The following is a 16,677-nucleotide window of genomic DNA, read 5'->3' on the forward strand; positions in this document are numbered from 1 at the left end:
ATGTATCACAGTCTTACCGTGGATGTCAGACGTGGTGCCGATCACAGCACCAGCCGTACATCCGTGGAGAACACAATGAAGATCACCGCGATCGAGGCGATCCCCTTCGCCATCCCGTACCGCAAACCATTGCGGTTCGCGTCGGGTGAGGTGCATGTCGCCGAGCATGTGCTGGTCCGCGTCCACACCGACGACGGTGTGGTCGGGGTCGCGGAGGCACCGCCCCGCCCGTTCACCTACGGCGAGACCCAGGACGGGATCGTCGCGGTGATCGAGCAGATCTTCACCCCCGCGATCGTCGGACTGACCCTGCTCGAACGCGAGGTCGTCACCTCCCGACTGAATCGGACCATCGGCAACCCGACCGCGAAAGCCGCCGTCGACATGGCGATCTGGGATGCGCTGGGGCAGTCGCTCGGACAGCCGGTCGCCGAACTCCTCGGCGGGTACACCGACCACATGCGGGTCAGCCACATGCTCGGCTTCGACGACCCGGCCACCATGGTCGCCGAAGCCGAGAAGATGGTCGACACCTACGGCATCACCACCTTCAAGGTGAAGGTCGGGCGCCGACCGATGAATCTGGACACCGCGGTAGTGCGTGCCCTCCGCGACCGTTTCGGCGACCAGATCGACCTGTATGTCGACGGCAACCGCGGCTGGACCGCGTCGGAATCCGCGCGCGCCATGGCAGAGATGGCCGACCTCGGGCTGCTCTTCGCGGAGGAACTGTGCCCCGCCGACGATGTGCTGGGTCGGCGATGGCTGGTCAGCAAGCTCAACGTGCCCTTCATCGCCGACGAGTCGGTGCCGACCCCCGCCGACGTCACCCGCGAAAGCCTGGCCGGGGCGATGACGGCGGTCAGCATCAAGACCGCCCGAACCGGGTTCAGCACCTCCCGACGGGTCCACCACCTGGCCGAAGGCCTCGGACTCGAAGTGGTGATCGGCAATCAGATCGACGGCCAGGTCGGTACGGCGTGCGCCCTCGCCTTCGGCTCAGCCTTCGCCGCGACCTCCCGGTACGCCGGCGAACTGTCCAACTTCCTGGATATGAGCGACGACCTGCTCACCGAACCGCTGCAGATCCGCGACGGTCGGCTGCACACCAGCGCCCGCGCAGGCATCGGGTTCGAGATCGACGACGACAAGTTGACCCACTACCGACTCGACCGGAGCTGATCATGCTGTTCCACGTTCGCATGGATGTCCACATCCCCCACGACCTCGACCCCGACACCCGCGCAGAGATCATCGCCCGCGAGAAGGCGTACTCACAGGATCTACAACGCGCCGGCGCCTGGCCGCATATCTGGCGGATCGTCGGCGAGTACTCCAACTATTCGATCTTCGACGTCGCCGACAACGACGAACTGCACCGGATCCTGTCCGGCCTACCCCTGTTCCCCTACATGACCATCGCGGTGACCCCGCTGGCCACCCATCCATCGGATATCGCCGCGGGCTGATCGTCCCGCACCCGAGCATCAGCCCAATCATGAACCACAAGAAGGAGTTCCCCATGACCGACATCAGCTTCGACACCGAGGTGACCGCCAAGGCCGCCGAATCCGGCGCCAACGCATCGGCCCGCTTCCAGGAGCGTATGGCGGCTGCCGCAGCCCGCTCCGGAGCCATCGACACCGCGCGGGTCGACCACCTGGCCTCCAAGGTCGTCAAGACGATCAACGACATGATCGTCGAGGAGAAGGTCACCTACGAGGAGTACAACGCACTGAAGACCTGGCTGATCAAGGTCGGCGAGGATGGGGAATGGCCGCTGTTCCTCGATGTGTGGCTGGAACACTCGGTGGAAGAGGTCGCCAATGCCCATCGAAAGGGGAGCAAGGGCACCATCGAGGGGCCCTATTACCTCGGCGGATCACCCGAACTGGGTTGGAACGGCACGATTCCGATGCGCGACGACGAGCCCGGCACGCCGCTGCTGTTCGCCGGGCAGACCCGTGCGGTCGACGGAACCCCGCTGGTCGGCGCGAAGGTCGAGCTGTGGCATGCCGACGATCTCGGCTTCTACTCGCAATTCGCCCCGGGCCTGCCCGAATGGAATCTGCGCGGCACCTGGGTCACGAATGAGGATGGTCGCTTCGAGATCCACACCCTGCGGCCCGCCCCCTATCAGATCCCGACCGACGGTGCCTGCGGTCAGCTCATCGAGGCGGCCGGCTGGCACGCGTGGCGTCCCGCGCATATGCACTTCAAGGTCAGCGCACCCGGCTACGAGCTCATCACCACGCAGCTCTACTTCCCCGGCGATCCGCACAACAACGACGACATCGCCTCGGCCGTCAAGCCGGAGTTGCTGCTCGATCCCCAGCCGAACCCCGACGGCGAGGGCGTGCGGGTCGACTACGACTTCGTCCTCGACCCGGAGTCCTGAGCGAAACCACCCCAGACCCGTTGGGACCGGTGATCCGCCAGATCGCCGGTCCCAACGGTTTTCGCATGCGCGGTGCACGATCAGTACCCGTCCCCGATCCGCCAGCGAAGGGCCTCGAATCCCGAGGGACCCGCCACATGAATGCCCGCCCACCGGGATCCGGTGGGCGGGCAGGTGGCCGATGCCGGTCAGTCGTGCAGCTGCACATCCAGTCGAGCGCGCAGGTCATCGATGTCGACCCCGAAGGTCTCGCGCACGAACACCCCGCCGGGGGTCGTCTCGAACACTGCGACATCGGTGTAGATGCGACTCACGCAGCCGACACCCGTCAGCGGGTATGTGCACGATGGCACAAGTTTGGGGCTGCCGTCCTTCGCGAAGAGGTTCATCATCACGTAGACGTCCTTGGCGCCGATCGCCAGATCCATGGCACCGCCGACCGCCGGGATCGCGTCGGGTTTGCCGGTGTGCCAGTTCGCCAGATCTCCGGTCGCCGACACCTGGAACGCACCGAGCACGCAGACGTCGAGATGTCCGCCCCGCATCATCGCGAAGGAGTCCGCGTGATGAAAGTAGGACGCGCCCGGCAACTCGGTGACCGGTACTTTGCCCGCGTTGGTGAGATCGGGGTCGATCTCGTCGCCCTCGGCGACGCGGCCCATGCCGAGCATTCCGTTCTCGGTGTGCAGGATGACGCCACGGTCTGGCGGGAGATGGTCGGCGATCCGGGTGGGTTGGCCGATACCGAGATTCACGAAGGCGCCGGCCGGGATGTCCCGGGCGATTCGCGCGGCGAGTTCGTCGGAGGTGAGACTCATCAGCGGGCTCCTTGGACGGTGTAGCGGCGGGCTTCGACGGCGACCACCCGATCCACGTAGATCGACGGGGTGATGACCGACTCGGGATCGAGGTCCCCGGTCGGCACGACATCGGACACCTCGACGATCGTCGTGGTGGCGGCGGTGGCCATGACCGGACCGAAGTTGCGTGCGGTCTTGCGGTACACCAGATTTCCCATCCGGTCACTCGTCTGCGCACTGATCAGTGCGTAGTCACCCGCGATCGGGTACTCCAGGACATACTCACGTCCGTCGATGGTTCGGGTCTCCTTGCCCTCGGCGAGGGACGTGCCGACACCGGTGGGACAGAAGAACGCCCCGATCCCGGCTCCGGCCGCCCGCATCCGCTCGGCGAGATTGCCCTGAGGCACCACCTCGAGTTCCACCTCGCCGGCAAGGTAGAGCCGGTCGAAGACGTAGGAATCGGATTGTCGCGGAAACGAACAGATGACCTTGCGGACCCGTCCGGCGTCCAGTAGCGCGGCCAGGCCGACCTCGCCGTTTCCGGCGTTGTTCGCCACGATCGTCAGATCGTCCGCGCCCTGCCGAATGAGTGCGTCGATGAGATCGAACGGCATACCCGCCAGACCGAATCCACCGACGAGGATGGTTGAACCGTCCTCGATGCCGGCGACCGCGTCATCGGGGGTCTCGAAGATCGTCGTGCTACCCATGTGCTGCTACCTCTTTCCATATCGGCCGCTGCGGGTGCCGGTCGCGTCGGCGGCGGTCGGTCACGGCGCGGTGAGATGTTGGATGAGCGCCGGCGTGATGATCTGCGCCTGTTCGGCATTGGCGAGATGCGCCGAGTTCTCGACCACCATCAGCCGGGCGTCGGGGATCCGGTCGACGATCTCCTGGAGTCGACTCGGCGGGGTCGCGACATCGTCGGCACCGGCCACCGCGAGAGTCGGCGCCGTGATCGCGCCCAACTGGTCGCGCAGGTCCATACCGGCGATGGCCTCGCAACAACTCGCATAGCCCTCGCTCGACGTGGCAGCGACCATCTCCTCGAAATGCCGTCGACGGTCCGGGTTTGCCGACAGATAGGCAGCGGTGAACCAGCGGCCGACGACGGACTCGGCGACCGCTGCGGCACCACTGCGTCGAACGAGCGCGGCCCGCTCGGTCCAGCCGGTGGCCGGTGGCAGCTGCGCACCGGTGCACAGCAGGGCAAGACGCTGGACTCGCTCAGGATTGCGGGCGGCGATACGCATCGCGGTCATGCCGCCCAGGGAGAGTCCGATGACGTGGCAGGAGGCCACATCCAGGCGGTCGAGCAGCGCGACCACATCGTCGGCCAGGTCGTCGATGGTCGCCATCCCGGCGGGCGGCACCGGTGAGAGTCCGTGACCGCGGGTGTCGTACCGGATGACCCGGAAGTGCCGCTCGAGTTCGGGCAACTGCGCATCCCACATCCGGCGATCCGAGCCCAACGAGTTGGACAGCAGAACCGTTGGGCCGTCGGGGCGTCCGGTCACCTCGGCGTCGACCTCGACGGCGCTCATCGGATGGCCTCGAAGATGGCCGCGAGGCCCTGCCCGCCGCCGATGCACATCGTTTCCAGCACATACCGGGCATCGCGGCGTCGCGCCTCGTAGGCCGCGGTGGCCAGGATGCGGGCGCCGGTCGCGCCGATCGGATGGCCCAGTGAGATGCCCGAGCCGTTGGGGTTGAGCCGCTCGTCCCCGGCGTCGATTCCCCACTCCGCGAGGACCGCCAGCACCTGCGCGGCGAAGGCCTCGTTCAGTTCGATCAGGTCGATGTCGTCGAGAGTGAGACCGGCCCGTCGCAGTGCCGCCGCGCTCGCTCCGACCGGGCCGATACCCATTGTCTCCGGGGCACATCCGGTCACCGCCCAGGACCGCAGTGCGAGCAGTGGTGTGAGTCCGTGCCGTTGGGCGCCGTCGGCGGTGGTCACCACGCACAGCGCGGCGCCGTCGTTCTGTCCCGACGAATTGCCGGCTGTCACGGTCGAATCCGGGTCGACGCGTCGGCGCACGGCACGCAGCCCGGCCAGCGATTCGGCGTCGGCGTCGATGCGCGGATGTTCGTCGACGGTGACCTGGGTGTCGGGTCCGCCGCGGCGGCCCGGAATGGTCACCGCGACAAGCTCTTCGGCGAAGCGGCCGTTCTTCTGTGCGTCGACCGCGCGGGCGTGCGACTGGGCCGCGAGAGCGTCCTGAGCCTCCCGGCTGATGTCGTAGCGGGCACGCAGGTTCTCGGCGGTCTCGATCATGCCGCCCTCGATCGGATGGGTCTCACCGCCGGCGGTGGCCCGTGCGCGGTCGAGCCGATCGACCAGCGCGATGCCGCCCTGCCGCACCCCGGTCCGCAGTCCGAGCGCATAGTGTTCGACGTTCGACATGGACTCGGCCCCACCGGCGACGATCAGCTCTCCGCCGCCCGTCGCGACCGTCGCGGCCGCCGTCAGCACGGCCTGCAGACCCGATCCGCACCGCCGATCGAGTTGCATACCCGGCACCGACTCGCCCAGACCGGCATCGAGCGCCGCGATCCGTCCGATCGCCGGACTCTCGCCGTTCGCATATCCCTGGCCGATGATGACGTCATCGACATCGTCGCCGGACAGCCCCGTCCGGGCGACGAGTTCGCGGAGCAGCCCGGTCGCCAGGTCGGTTGCCGATCGGGAGGCGAGCGCGCCACCCATCCGTCCGACCGGTGTGCGGAGCGGGGAGCAGACGACGATCTCGGGTGAAGCAGCCATGAATCCCAGCGTAGGAGCCATGAGCCATATGGAGAAATACCTATTTCATGGTATTTGATATCAACAGAATCTTAATTTGGGTTAGGCTTCTGGGATGGAACTGCGCCACCTCCGCTACTTCCGCGCCGTCGCCGAGGAACTCCACTTCGGTCGGGCCGCCCGCCGCCTGCATATCGCGCAGCCACCGCTGTCACAGCAGATCCGCCAGCTTGAGGACGAACTCGGGGTGGCCCTGCTCACCCGATCCACGCGTCGCGTCGAACTCACCCCGGCGGGCGCGGACTATCTGGCACACACCGTGGCGATCCTCGACGCGGTGGACGCCGCCGGGCATCACGCGCAGCAGGTCGCCGAAGGCCGAACCGGCCGGCTGTCCATCGGCTGCGTGGGTTCGGCGACCTATTCTGTTCTCCCCGCCTTCGTCCGTGCACTCCGCGATCGGATCCCCGACGTCGAGGTGCGCATTCGCGGGGAGATGCTCGCGCCCGCCCAACTCGCGGCACTACGCAGCGGCGACATCGACATCGGGCTGTTGCGGATGTCGGGCGAGGAACCTGACCTCAGGGTGGAGCCGATCCGCACCGACCACCTGATCCTGGCGCTCCCCGACGGACACCCGGCCGCGGCAACCGGCTCGGTCGACCTGCACAACCTGCGCGACGAGGACTTCATCGCCCACGCCGGTGGTGGACGGTCCGTGATGAACACCGTCCTGATGACGCTGTGCTCGGTTGCCGGATTCACGCCGCGCATCCGGCACGAGGTCGAGGAGACGTCGACGCTCGCCACGTTGGTCGCGGCCGGACTCGGCGTGGCACTCGTCCCCGAACCGACCGCCGCCATCGGAATCACCGGCGTCACCTACCGGCCGCTGTCGACACCGACGTCGGGTATCGAACTCCACGCCGCTCGACGGATCGACGACGCCGCGTCACCGATGATCGACCGCGCACTCGAGGTACTACGCGAGATCGCCTCAGCACCATACGAACCCGCCCGAAAGTAGGGGAAGAAGTTCCTCCCCGACGTTCCGCTCCTCCCCTAGGTACACTTAGGGGAGGAATCCGAAGCTCGGGGACGAACGGCCCTCGCCGCGGCCGACGCCAACTACCCGCGCGCCATATCCACAAACCGCGACAGGTGAAGTTGGTGTGCCACAGTGATTGTCGCGGTCGGGCCGTTACGGTGTTTGCCGACGATGATGTCGGCTTCGCCGGCGCGTGGGTCGTCGCGTTCGATGGAGTCGGGGCGGTGCAGCAGGATGACCATGTCGGCGTCCTGCTCCAGCGAACCCGACTCACGCAGATCCGACACCTGCGGGCGTTTGTCGGTACGTTGTTCGGGACCACGGTTGAGCTGGCTGATCGCGATCACCGGGACTTCGAGTTCCTTCGCGAGCAGCTTGAGTGACCGCGAGAATTCGGAGACCTCTTGCTGACGGGATTCGACCTTCTTACCCGACGTCATCAGCTGCATATAGTCCACGACAACAAGTTTGAGGTCGTTGCGCTGTTTCAGGCGGCGAGCTTTGGCGCGGATCTCCATCATGGTGAGGTTCGGCGAGTCGTCGATGAACAGCGGCGCCTCGGAGATCTCACCCATCCGGCGGGCCAGCCGGGTCCAGTCGTCGTCGCTCATGGTGCCGGCGCGCATGTCGCCGAGCTTCACCTTCGCCTCGGCCGAGAGCAATCGCATGACGATCTCGGTCTTGTTCATTTCCAGCGAGAACATGGCCGCAGCCATGCCGTGGTGGATCGAGCACGAGCGCAGAAAGTCCATGGCGAGCGTCGAGTTGTGGGTCGGCACCATCGCCTCGCCAGCCAGGTAGAGATGCTCGGCATTGTCGACCTGCACGCAGCGCACCGGCACCGAATCGACCGGCCGCACCGCGACGACCCGCCGCACCCCGGCCGCACCCCGCAATTCCTTGTGCCGAATGGCCTTGTGGTGCAACGTGAACACATCGTCGTCGGCGTCGACGCGCAACCAGCCGGTGGCCGACCGCTTGTAGTTGTAGCCGAGTCCGGCGACCAGGTCGGCGACGACCGCGGTCATGTGACGGGTGGCGGCGGGCACGGTGATCCAGCCGTCGTCGTCGACGGTGGCACGCGCGTCGAGCAGGCCGGCGAGCAGCGCTCGACGCTGGGCGATCGAGCCGCGCAGATACTCGTATGGGATCCGTCCGCCGAGGTCGGCCATCAGCGTCATCACGTCGACCGGGCCCTCGGCATCGATGCGCATGGCGATCTCGGGATCATCGAAGGCCATCCCGGCCAGGGCTGCGACGGTGTACGGACCGTAGGCGAAGTTCTTGCGCGGCAACTCGAGTGGCTTCGTGTTGCGCACCACCGCGCAGCCGACGAACGAGCGCAGCACCTCGGTGGTCACCACCTGATGCTCATTGTCGATGTCGACGGTCCACTGATGCTGCTCATCGGCGACGATCATGTGCCCGTCGCTGAACTCGACCTCGAAACACGGCCGTTCGGTCATCACCTCGGTCGCGGCGATCACCCGGGTCGGCCGACCGTGCGCGTCGATCAGCTCGTCACCGACCGCAACCCGACCCATCGTCGTCCAGCCCGACGGCGTGGGCAGCGGAGTGTCGAGGGCGAGCGCCTTACCGACACCCGGGCGAGCGGCGACGATGATCATCTGCCCGGCGTGCAGCCCGTTGGTCAGTTTGTCCAGGTCGGCGAACCCGGTCGGCACGCCAAGGGAGATGCCCCCGCGGGACGCGATCGAGTCGATCTCGTCCATTGTCGGCTGCAGCAGTTCCTCGAGCACCACATAGTCTTCGGTGCTGCGGTTCTCCGCGACGTTGTACACCTCAGCCTGCGCGCGGTCGACCACCTCGGCGACGTCCTGACCGTCACCGCCGGCATAGCCGTACTGCACGATGCGGGTACCGGCCTCCACCAACCGTCGCAGGATCGCCTTCTCGGCGACGATCTCGGCGTAGTACCCGGCGTTCGCCGCAGTCGGCACCGTCGAGATCAGCGTGTGCAAATAGGGGGCACCACCGATCCGCCGCAGTTCCCCGGCCCGATCCAGCTCGGCCGACACGGTCACCGCGTCGGCAGGCTCACCTTTGCCGTAGAGCTCCAGAATGGCGTCGTACACGGCCTGGTGCGAAGGACGGTAGAAGTCGTTGCTGCGAAGTTTCTCGACGACGTCGGCGATCGCGTCCTTGGACAGCAGCATGCCACCGAGGACCGACTGTTCGGCCGCCAGATCTTGCGGCGGCTGCCGCCCGTAATCTTCGGCAGGCGGCTCGTCGTTGGGCCGTTCCCGTCCCGCCGCGGCCTCATGTCCGCGGTCGTCCACAACAGCCACGCGCCAAACCTCTCGGAACAGTTGTAGTAATCCACCTCGGTCTTACACCCAGCGACCGACAGCAACCGTCCCGCCGACGTGCACCACATTCCGTCGTGGTGCACACATGTACCGAAGCACTGAGGCGAGACATTAGGGGGTCGAGCACCCCTACTCAAACCGACCTGTTGATGAATCTGTGCACCGAGTGTGGACGGATTGTGAATGATGCAGGAGGCATTGTGTAGGCGCTGTGGACAAACTGAGGAATTGTTCTGTGAGGGAATAAGTCTTCGCAGGTCAGGGGCTGTGCAAAGTATCCACAGACAGAGTTTTTGATCCACTCGGCGTGTCTTGCGAATGTCGGATCCGGGCGTGTTGCGGGCATTCGTCAACTGCCGGTGAACAACATTCCAGTGAACAATACATGTGACCTGGATTACACCAGGTCAGCACCTGTGGATAACTTGGGCGACCGTCCCAGTGATCTCGTGTTCGCCCCACAGCCGCCCGCACCTGTGGTGCAATGACGAACGTGCCGACCCCAGCGTCTTCCCGCCACACCATCGTGCGCCGTCTCACCCGCTCGGTTGCCGGACTGCTCACCGCGGTCGGGGTGGCCGCCGGGTTGACGGTAGCCCCGGCCGGGATGAGCGACGCCGCGCCCGCCGGCCCGCCGCTGCCCGTTGAGTTCGATCTCACCCAGTACCAGCCGGTGGCACCCACGACGTTCCGGTCGCTGGCCTACGCCGACGACGGCGCCTCCTACTTCACCACCGGACGCTGGAACTGCGTGGTGGGGCCGCGCTACCGCTATGTCGGCTGCCAGGGTCGCCCGGCAACCGCACCCGCCAACGCGATCGGCGCCGCGATCACCGGCGACCAGCAGGGGCCGTGGTGGGTCATCAACGGACAACTGGGCACCACCTACCGGTTCGCGCCGCGTTCCGGTTTCCGACCACCACTGCTGCGCGTCGGGCAGCGCGTCACGATTGCGGGCACCACCTGCACCGTGCCACGGCCGAGTGCCGTGGCCTGCCGCACCGGGGAACGGGCATTCATCTTCACCCCCGGTTGGCACAAGTTCTTCTTCCCCTCATGGGACACGCTGGGACCCGGCAACAACGCCGTCGCACACAGCCCCAACCCGGCACCGCGGTATCTCCCGCCTCGGCTGCAGTACTGGAATCAGCTACCCGCGAATCCGCCTGCCCCACACTAGAAGACCCGTACCCGCACACACAGAGATCGGGCCGGGCGGAATCTCTTCCGCCCGGCCCGATCTCGGTGTTTGTGCGTTGCGCGCGGCGACGTCAGTTGGCGACGACGGCCAGCTGCACGGTGGCCGACACCTGCGGGTGCAGGTTGACGACGACCGGGTAGCTACCGGTGGCCTTGATGTGGCCCTTCGGCAGCTCGACGTTGCGCTTGTCGACAACCGGTCCGCCTGCGGTCTTGATGGCGCCCGCAACATCAGCGGCGGTCACCGAACCGAACAGCTTGCCCGAGTCGTGGGTCTTCACGTCCAGCGAGACGCTGGACAGCGCCTCGATGGCCTGCTTCAGCTCGTTGGCGTGCTCGACGCCACGAACCTCGCGAGCCTCCTGGGCGCGACGGATGCCGTCGACCTGCTTCTGTGCGCCACGCGTGGCCTTGATGGCCAGGCCGCGGGGCAGGAGGAAGTTACGGCCGTAGCCGTCCTTGACCTCGACGGTGTCGCCTGCTTCGCCGAGGTTCTCCACGGCGGCGGTGAGGATGAGTTTCATGTCAACTGTCCCTTCCGCTTATCGGCTGGTCGAGGTGAAGGGCAGCAGGGCCACCTCACGCGAGTTCTTGACGGCCACCGCGACGTCGCGCTGGTGCTGCACGCAGTTTCCGGTCACGCGACGCGAACGGATCTTGCCGCGGTCGGACAGGAAGCGCCGCAGCAGGGCGGTGTCCTTGTAGTCGATAACCGACTTCTTGTCTTTGCAGAAGCTGCACGCCTTGGTCTTGGTGACCTTTTCGACGCGGGGCTTCCGGCTGCTCTTTGCCTTTGCCATTGGTTGTTGCTCCAGTCAGTACAAAATCTAGAAAGGTGGTTCGTCGTCCCCGCCACCGAAGGATCCGCTCGCGGGCGCACTGCCCCAGGGATCATCGGCGACCTGCTGGTTCGATCCGCCACGGCTGCCTCCGCCGCCGTTCGACGATCCGAATCCGCCGCCGCCTCCGGCACCGCCACCACGCGAGGCCCGATTGACCTTCGCGGTGGCATACCGCAGCGAGGGACCGATCTCGTCGACCTCGAGTTCCACGACCGTCCGGCGTTCGCCTTCCTTGGTCTCGTACGAACGCTGCTTGAGGCGTCCTTGCACGATGACCCGGGATCCCTTGGTCAGGCTTTCGGTCACGTTCTCGGCCGCGTCACGCCAGATGTTGCAGCGCAAGAACAGCGCTTCGCCGTCCTTCCACTCGTTGCTCTGACGGTCGAAGGTGCGCGGTGTGGAAGCCACCGTGAAGTTGGCCACCGCAGCTCCCGACGGCGTGAACCGGAGTTCCGGATCCGCGGTCAGGTTGCCGATGACGGTGATGACCGTGTCGCCTGCCATGTGTAATCCCCTTGGTCGTTGGTGGGCACTCGCTGATCGACGTGCACCGGGTCGGGTCGACTTGAGCTCAACCCTAGGGCCCGGTACCGACGTAGTTCAGACGGTTGCGCAGAAGCTGTGGATTACTTCCGCAGAACCTTGGTGCGCAGCACCGACTCGTTCAGCTTCAGCTGGCGATCGAGTTCGGTGACCGTCGCCGGCTCCGCGTTGAGATCGATGACCGCGTAGATGCCTTCGTTGTTCTTGGCAATCTCGTAGGCCAGGCGGCGCTTGCCCCAGATGTCCACACCATCAATACTGCCGCCATCCTTGCGGACAACATTGAGGAAGGTATCGAGAGAGGGTGCGACGGTACGCTCGTCCAAGCTGGGATCGAGGATGACCATCAATTCGTAGTGACGCATAAGACCACATCACCTCCTATGGGCTAGGTCGGCCGCGGACTGTCCGCGGCAGGAGGGTCGCCTGCGTCGGCAACCGCTCCAAGATACATGAGTCACCCTGCAGAAACGAAATCGCCGCAGGTGAGAGGCCATCTATAGGGTGATGGCATGGTCCGCGCACCCGCCCGAATACGTGCCGCAGGGTACGGACGCGGCCCGACTGCCCTGCTGCTCATCACCTCGACACTGTGCACCTGCCTGATCTTGTGGTGGAGCTACGAGGTCAAGATGCGTTGTGGCGGCGCACCGTTCACCGACGGCGGCCGGAGTCTCAACATGCCCGGCGGTGACCAGGATCGGCTGCTGCCCTGCTACTCCGACATCCTGCAGCTGTGGCTCGGCCGCGGCATCGACGAGCACATCTTCCCCTACATCCACGGCGGCATCACCGCCGACGGAACCCTGTTCGGGGGCGTCGTCGAGTACCCGGTGCTGTCCGGACTGTTCATGTATCTCGGGGCGATCGGCGCCCACGACGACACCGAGTTCTTCACCCACACCGCACTGCTGCTCACGCCGTTCGCCCTCGTCATCACGGTGTTGCTGGCGCTGCTCGCCCGCTGGCGGGTACTGCTGTGGGCGGCCACCCCGCCGCTGCTGCTGTACGCCTTCCACAACTGGGAGCTGCCCGTCACCGCGACCACCGTCGCGGCGATCGCGGTGATGGCCGCCGGCGCCCGCATCAATCCACGCACCGCACGCCGATATCTGTCGCTGCCGACCACCGCGGCCATCGCCGCCGCACTCCTGGGCGTCGGGTTCTGCCTCAAGCTCTACCCGGGGATCTTCGTCCTCCCGCTGGCGCTGTACGTGCTGCACGGCGGGCCGGGCGGGTACCTGCGGCCATCCGACGGCCGGCGCCGACTCGACTGGCCGGGCGCCGGGCTCGTCGTCGGGGCCGCGACAGCGACGGTCGCCCTCATCCAGTTGCCGTTCATGGTCGCCGGGTTCGAGGGCTGGCGGGCGGCGCTCACCTTCCAGAGTGACCGTAAGGCCGACGCCACCACCAACTCGATCTGGTACTGGGGTGTGCGGTACCTGACCGACGACCAGTCCACCTACGACACCGTCGTCGGCGTGGTGTCACCGATCCTGGTGCTGTGCGCGTTCGCGGTGGCCATCGCCCTGGGCCGACGACGAGCCGAACAGTTGGGCAGCTATCCGTGGATCGGTGTCGCGGCGTCGATGCTGGCCGGTTTCATGCTCTTCCACAAGGTGCACTCTCCGCAGTACACGCTGTGGATCCTGCCCTTCTTCGTGCTGCTACGGATCCCCTGGTCGCTGATCGCCGCCTACCTCATCGCCGACGTCGTCCTCGACGCCAGCGTGTTCCGATTCCTCGGTTTCATCGACTCGGGCTGGCCCGACGGCCGGGCCGCGGTCCTGGTGGGGGTCTCCAGTTGGATCGTGGCGATCGTGCACCTGCTGCTCATCCCGGTCTTCGTCGCCGCCCCACTGGCACAACCGTTGCGCGACATCGTCAGTCGCGGCAATTCGATTGACCCCGGCGACGGCAACGGCAATGATCAGGACGCGCCGACACCGGATCGGCAAACATCGACAGAAGGCGTCGGATGAGTAGTTGGTTGGGTTCTGGACCGCTGGTCGGCGATCGGGTCACGTTGCGCCCCTTCACCGCCGCCGACGCCCCCGCGCTCGCACGGGTCGTCGGCGACCCGCACGAGTTCCGCTGGTCCCCGGGCATCCCGGTCGACGAGGAGTCGGCCCGCACCTTCATCGCCACGGCCCTTGCCGATCCGCAGCGCCGGACCGCCTTCGCGGTGATCGACAACACCGACGGGCGGCTCGTCGGATCCACCAGCTACTACGAGATCGACGAAGCCAACCGGGCCGCCTCCATCGGGTACACCTTCTACACCGAATCCGTGCACGGCACCACAATCAATCCAACGGCCAAGTACCTATTGATGCGGCACGCCTTCGAGGACTGCGGCGCGGTGCGTCTCGTCTGGCACACCCACGAGGAGAACGCCCGCTCCCGTGCGGCCATCGGCAAACTCGGCGCGAGCTTCGAGGGACTGCTGCGCAACCATCGACGCTTCGGTGACGGCTGGCGCACCACCGCCCAGTACGCGATGACCGATGACGACTGGCCGGACGCGAAAGAGCGTTTGCGGCAGCGGATGTCGCTGTCGAACTAGGCGACTATTGAACTTGCACCGCCATCAGACACAGCTCGCCGTCATGCCGCCCGACGGTGAACAGAGCTGCGATCTTCCGAACCGTCGGATTCGCCTGCTCCGGTGAAGATGATTCCACTACCCCCGAAACCAGCACCACCCCAGCATTTTTCGCACTCTTCGTAGAATCGAAGATCGCATCCGGACGGCCGACCACACGCGAATTGAGTTTGAGCTGCTCCGCGACTTCGTAGTTCGATTCGGGCATCGAGGTGGTGGCTCGGTCTGCTCCCGGGCATACCCTCTCAAACGTCTGCCGAACCACGGACGTATCGCCTGACCGGATGGTCTGCATCCCGACGAAGAAGTCCCGCGCGAAGTCGGTGTCGTCGGCGTGATCGATATCAGCACTCCCGGCCGGACTCCCCCCATCACCATCCGAGTCGACCACCGCCCAGATGATCACCCCGACGGCGATCACCACCAGCGCCAGCGCCGCGACCACACCCGACACGACCGCCCGCGAACGCTTCGGCGCCGCGGCATCGTTCCATTCACTGCCGGTCACCTGTAACTCCCCTCTCCGACAATCCGAGTCGACGACACCGGCGGCCGCATGGCCAGGCGGTCGGGCGTCCCGTCGAGGACGCCGCCTGCCGGGTCGTCGAGAAGTCCGCCACCCCAGCGTCGACGCACCAGATCCTCACGAGGATGCCAGATCTGCCAGATCACCACCACGCACAGCACGAGCACCATTGCCGCGCGGATGAGGACCGCAGCGGTGAACCACTCCTCGGGCAGCCAGCGCCGACTCGGATCGAGGAACAGACCCATGCGCGGGATCCAGACCAGTGCGTCGACGACCATCCAGGCCAGCAACAACCGTGCATGGGGCACCGCGAGCACAGCCAGCGGAACCAGCCACAACGAATACTGCGGACTCCACACCTTGTTGACCAGCAGGAAGCCCGCAACGAGCAGAAAGGCCAACTGTGCCAGGCGCGGACGCGTCGGCGCCACCAGGCCGACGACCGCGACCATCGCGACGATGAGCACCATCGCCAGCGCCGACAACGCATTGAGATGGCCGATGTTCCAGGTGAAACCACCCAGATCGGCGACGACCCGGTACAACGTGTCCGGATCGGCACCTCGATCGGCGTTGAGCCGGAAGAACTCCCGCCAACCGTCGGTGTAGGCGATCATGACCGGCAGGTTGACCGCGAGCCAGGCCAGCACCGCAGTACCGGCCGTCACCGCGAACTCCCGCAGCTTGCCCGCACGTAGGCACAACACCACCAGCGCTATCAGCAACAGTGCCGGATAGAGTTTCGTCGCCGCGCCCAGGCCGATGAAAATGCCTGCCAGCCAAGGCTTTCGCCGCGCCCAACTGAGTAGCGCCAAGGCCACGAAAGCGGTGGCCAGGGCGTCGAAGTTGGTGAAGGCATGCACCAGCACCAACGGCGACAACGCGATCAGCCAGGCCGACCAGATCCGGGTTCGAGCGGTGAGTGCGGTCGCCCAGATCGTCAGCAGCCAGCTCAGCGCCAGACCGAGGGCGACGATGTTGAAGAACATCACCACGTCGATCGCTCCGGGCACTCCCCAATGCTCGTGCAGCCATTCCCATCTGGTCGTCAGCCAGGCGGCCCCGTACATGTACATCCCGGTGATCACCGGATACTCCATGTAGCGGGTGATCTGCTCGCCGTCGGGGCCTGTTTCCCGCCAGGAGTCCCGATAGGGCATGGCACCCTTGTTGAGATGTTCGGCGCCGTAGAGGCTGATCACGTCCGAGTAGCAGAGATCGGTGAAGGCGCGCTGATCGTCCCAGTCGAGGCGGGCCACCGCCCCGGGTTTCCCCGCGCTCCCGTCGTCGGGGGCAGCCTGCTGCAGACACCCGGCCTTCCCGAACCAGCTCAGGGCCAGCATGACCAGACCCAACCCGAACAGAACCCGGATCGGGGTCAGGTGACGGCTGCGGCCCACGGCGGCGTGCCGCCCGCTCCGGCCCCCGATCGGCCCGGTCGCCTCCGCGACCAGAGCGTCGGTGTGGCTGGGCCGCACCCGCTCCTCATCGGTGCGTCGGTCGGTCGCGAGAGTCGCGGGAGAATCCCGGGCGTCCTCGCCGACGTCGCCATCCGCGCCGGACTCCGTCACATGAGCTCCTCGTCGATCGCCGGCCGTCGGGTGAGACCGATTCCCGGTCAACCCTGCCAGACCGG

General features: G+C 66.2%; 18 protein-coding genes. 7 read left to right on the forward strand and 11 right to left on the reverse strand.

Annotated elements, in window-relative coordinates:
- Window positions 1-75 precede the first annotated feature (75 nt).
- The 3 genes from QSJ18_RS00930 to catA are packed head-to-tail and all read left to right on the forward strand — an operon-like array spanning window position 76 to window position 2,398.
- On the forward strand, window positions 76-1,182 hold the full coding sequence (locus tag QSJ18_RS00930) for a mandelate racemase/muconate lactonizing enzyme family protein (RefSeq protein ID WP_286324298.1): 1,107 nt from the start codon (window positions 76-78) through the stop codon (window positions 1,180-1,182).
- 2 nt (window positions 1,183-1,184) lie between these two features.
- A complete protein-coding gene (gene catC, locus QSJ18_RS00935; RefSeq protein WP_286324299.1) occupies window positions 1,185-1,469 on the forward strand; it encodes a muconolactone Delta-isomerase in 285 nt (94 codons plus the stop codon).
- 53 nt (window positions 1,470-1,522) lie between these two features.
- Window positions 1,523-2,398, forward strand: coding sequence for a catechol 1,2-dioxygenase (gene catA / locus QSJ18_RS00940; protein ID WP_286324300.1), 876 nt, complete (start codon window positions 1,523-1,525; stop codon window positions 2,396-2,398).
- Between the two features lie 188 nt (window positions 2,399-2,586).
- On the opposite strand, the gene QSJ18_RS00945 is transcribed toward catA, so the two are convergent.
- The 4 genes from QSJ18_RS00945 to QSJ18_RS00960 are packed head-to-tail and all read right to left on the reverse strand — an operon-like array spanning window position 2,587 to window position 5,965.
- The gene (locus QSJ18_RS00945) at window positions 2,587-3,216 is read right to left on the reverse strand and encodes a 3-oxoacid CoA-transferase subunit B (protein WP_286324301.1); all 630 of its coding nucleotides are present in this window, start codon (window positions 3,214-3,216) and stop codon (window positions 2,587-2,589) included.
- The gene (locus QSJ18_RS00950; protein WP_286324303.1) at window positions 3,216-3,911 is read right to left on the reverse strand and encodes a 3-oxoacid CoA-transferase subunit A; all 696 of its coding nucleotides are present in this window, start codon (window positions 3,909-3,911) and stop codon (window positions 3,216-3,218) included. Before QSJ18_RS00950 ends, QSJ18_RS00945 begins: the two co-directional genes overlap by 1 nt.
- A 60-nt stretch (window positions 3,912-3,971) precedes the next feature.
- Window positions 3,972-4,745 (reverse strand): 3-oxoadipate enol-lactonase, encoded by a 774-nt coding sequence (gene pcaD / locus QSJ18_RS00955; RefSeq protein ID WP_286324305.1) that lies wholly within the window; start codon window positions 4,743-4,745, stop codon window positions 3,972-3,974.
- On the reverse strand, window positions 4,742-5,965 hold the full coding sequence (locus QSJ18_RS00960; protein ID WP_286324307.1) for an acetyl-CoA C-acetyltransferase: 1,224 nt from the start codon (window positions 5,963-5,965) through the stop codon (window positions 4,742-4,744). Before QSJ18_RS00960 ends, pcaD begins: the two co-directional genes overlap by 4 nt.
- A gap of 94 nt (window positions 5,966-6,059) precedes the next feature.
- Between QSJ18_RS00960 and QSJ18_RS00965 the strand changes: the two genes are divergently transcribed.
- Window positions 6,060-6,971 carry a LysR substrate-binding domain-containing protein gene (locus tag QSJ18_RS00965; RefSeq protein WP_286324308.1) on the forward strand — a complete coding sequence of 304 codons (912 nt, stop codon included), beginning with the start codon at window positions 6,060-6,062 and terminating at the stop codon, window positions 6,969-6,971.
- Between the two features lie 101 nt (window positions 6,972-7,072).
- On the opposite strand, the gene dnaB is transcribed toward QSJ18_RS00965, so the two are convergent.
- On the reverse strand, window positions 7,073-9,301 hold the full coding sequence (gene dnaB / locus QSJ18_RS00970; RefSeq protein WP_286324309.1) for a replicative DNA helicase: 2,229 nt from the start codon (window positions 9,299-9,301) through the stop codon (window positions 7,073-7,075).
- 628 nt (window positions 9,302-9,929) lie between these two features.
- Here dnaB and QSJ18_RS00975 point away from each other — a divergent pair.
- A complete protein-coding gene (locus QSJ18_RS00975; protein ID WP_286324458.1) occupies window positions 9,930-10,502 on the forward strand; it encodes a hypothetical protein in 573 nt (190 codons plus the stop codon).
- Window positions 10,503-10,593: 91 nt separating this feature from the next.
- On the opposite strand, the gene rplI is transcribed toward QSJ18_RS00975, so the two are convergent.
- The 4 genes from rplI to rpsF all read right to left on the reverse strand — a co-directional run bounded on the left by rplI (window position 10,594) and on the right by rpsF (window position 12,272).
- Entirely contained in the window at window positions 10,594-11,046 is a 453-nt protein-coding gene (rplI, locus tag QSJ18_RS00980; protein ID WP_286324310.1) for a 50S ribosomal protein L9, read from the reverse strand.
- Window positions 11,047-11,064: 18 nt separating this feature from the next.
- The gene (gene rpsR, locus QSJ18_RS00985) at window positions 11,065-11,322 is read right to left on the reverse strand and encodes a 30S ribosomal protein S18 (protein WP_286324311.1); all 258 of its coding nucleotides are present in this window, start codon (window positions 11,320-11,322) and stop codon (window positions 11,065-11,067) included.
- Window positions 11,323-11,349: 27 nt separating this feature from the next.
- Window positions 11,350-11,868, reverse strand: a complete 519-nt coding sequence (locus QSJ18_RS00990; protein WP_286324312.1) for a single-stranded DNA-binding protein — start codon at window positions 11,866-11,868, stop codon at window positions 11,350-11,352.
- Window positions 11,869-11,990: 122 nt separating this feature from the next.
- Window positions 11,991-12,272 (reverse strand): 30S ribosomal protein S6, encoded by a 282-nt coding sequence (gene rpsF / locus QSJ18_RS00995; protein WP_286324313.1) that lies wholly within the window; start codon window positions 12,270-12,272, stop codon window positions 11,991-11,993.
- A 147-nt stretch (window positions 12,273-12,419) separates the two neighbouring features.
- Here rpsF and QSJ18_RS01000 point away from each other — a divergent pair, with 147 nt between their 5' ends.
- Both QSJ18_RS01000 and QSJ18_RS01005 read left to right on the forward strand, forming a co-directional pair.
- A complete protein-coding gene (locus tag QSJ18_RS01000; protein ID WP_286324314.1) occupies window positions 12,420-13,889 on the forward strand; it encodes a hypothetical protein in 1,470 nt (489 codons plus the stop codon).
- Complete coding sequence (locus QSJ18_RS01005; RefSeq protein WP_286324316.1) at window positions 13,886-14,473, forward strand: GNAT family N-acetyltransferase; 588 nt, start codon at window positions 13,886-13,888, stop codon at window positions 14,471-14,473. Before QSJ18_RS01000 ends, QSJ18_RS01005 begins: the two co-directional genes overlap by 4 nt.
- Before the next feature lie 4 nt (window positions 14,474-14,477).
- Here the strand turns inward: QSJ18_RS01005 and QSJ18_RS01010 are convergent, their stop codons facing one another.
- The gene (locus QSJ18_RS01010) at window positions 14,478-14,957 is read right to left on the reverse strand and encodes a hypothetical protein (RefSeq protein ID WP_286324318.1); all 480 of its coding nucleotides are present in this window, start codon (window positions 14,955-14,957) and stop codon (window positions 14,478-14,480) included.
- A gap of 59 nt (window positions 14,958-15,016) precedes the next feature.
- Window positions 15,017-16,612, reverse strand: a complete 1,596-nt coding sequence (locus tag QSJ18_RS01015) for a glycosyltransferase family 87 protein (protein ID WP_286324319.1) — start codon at window positions 16,610-16,612, stop codon at window positions 15,017-15,019.
- Window positions 16,613-16,677 lie beyond the last annotated feature (65 nt).

This window comes from Gordonia heveisoli (assembly GCF_030315745.1).
Taxonomy (GTDB): domain Bacteria; phylum Actinomycetota; class Actinomycetes; order Mycobacteriales; family Mycobacteriaceae; genus Gordonia.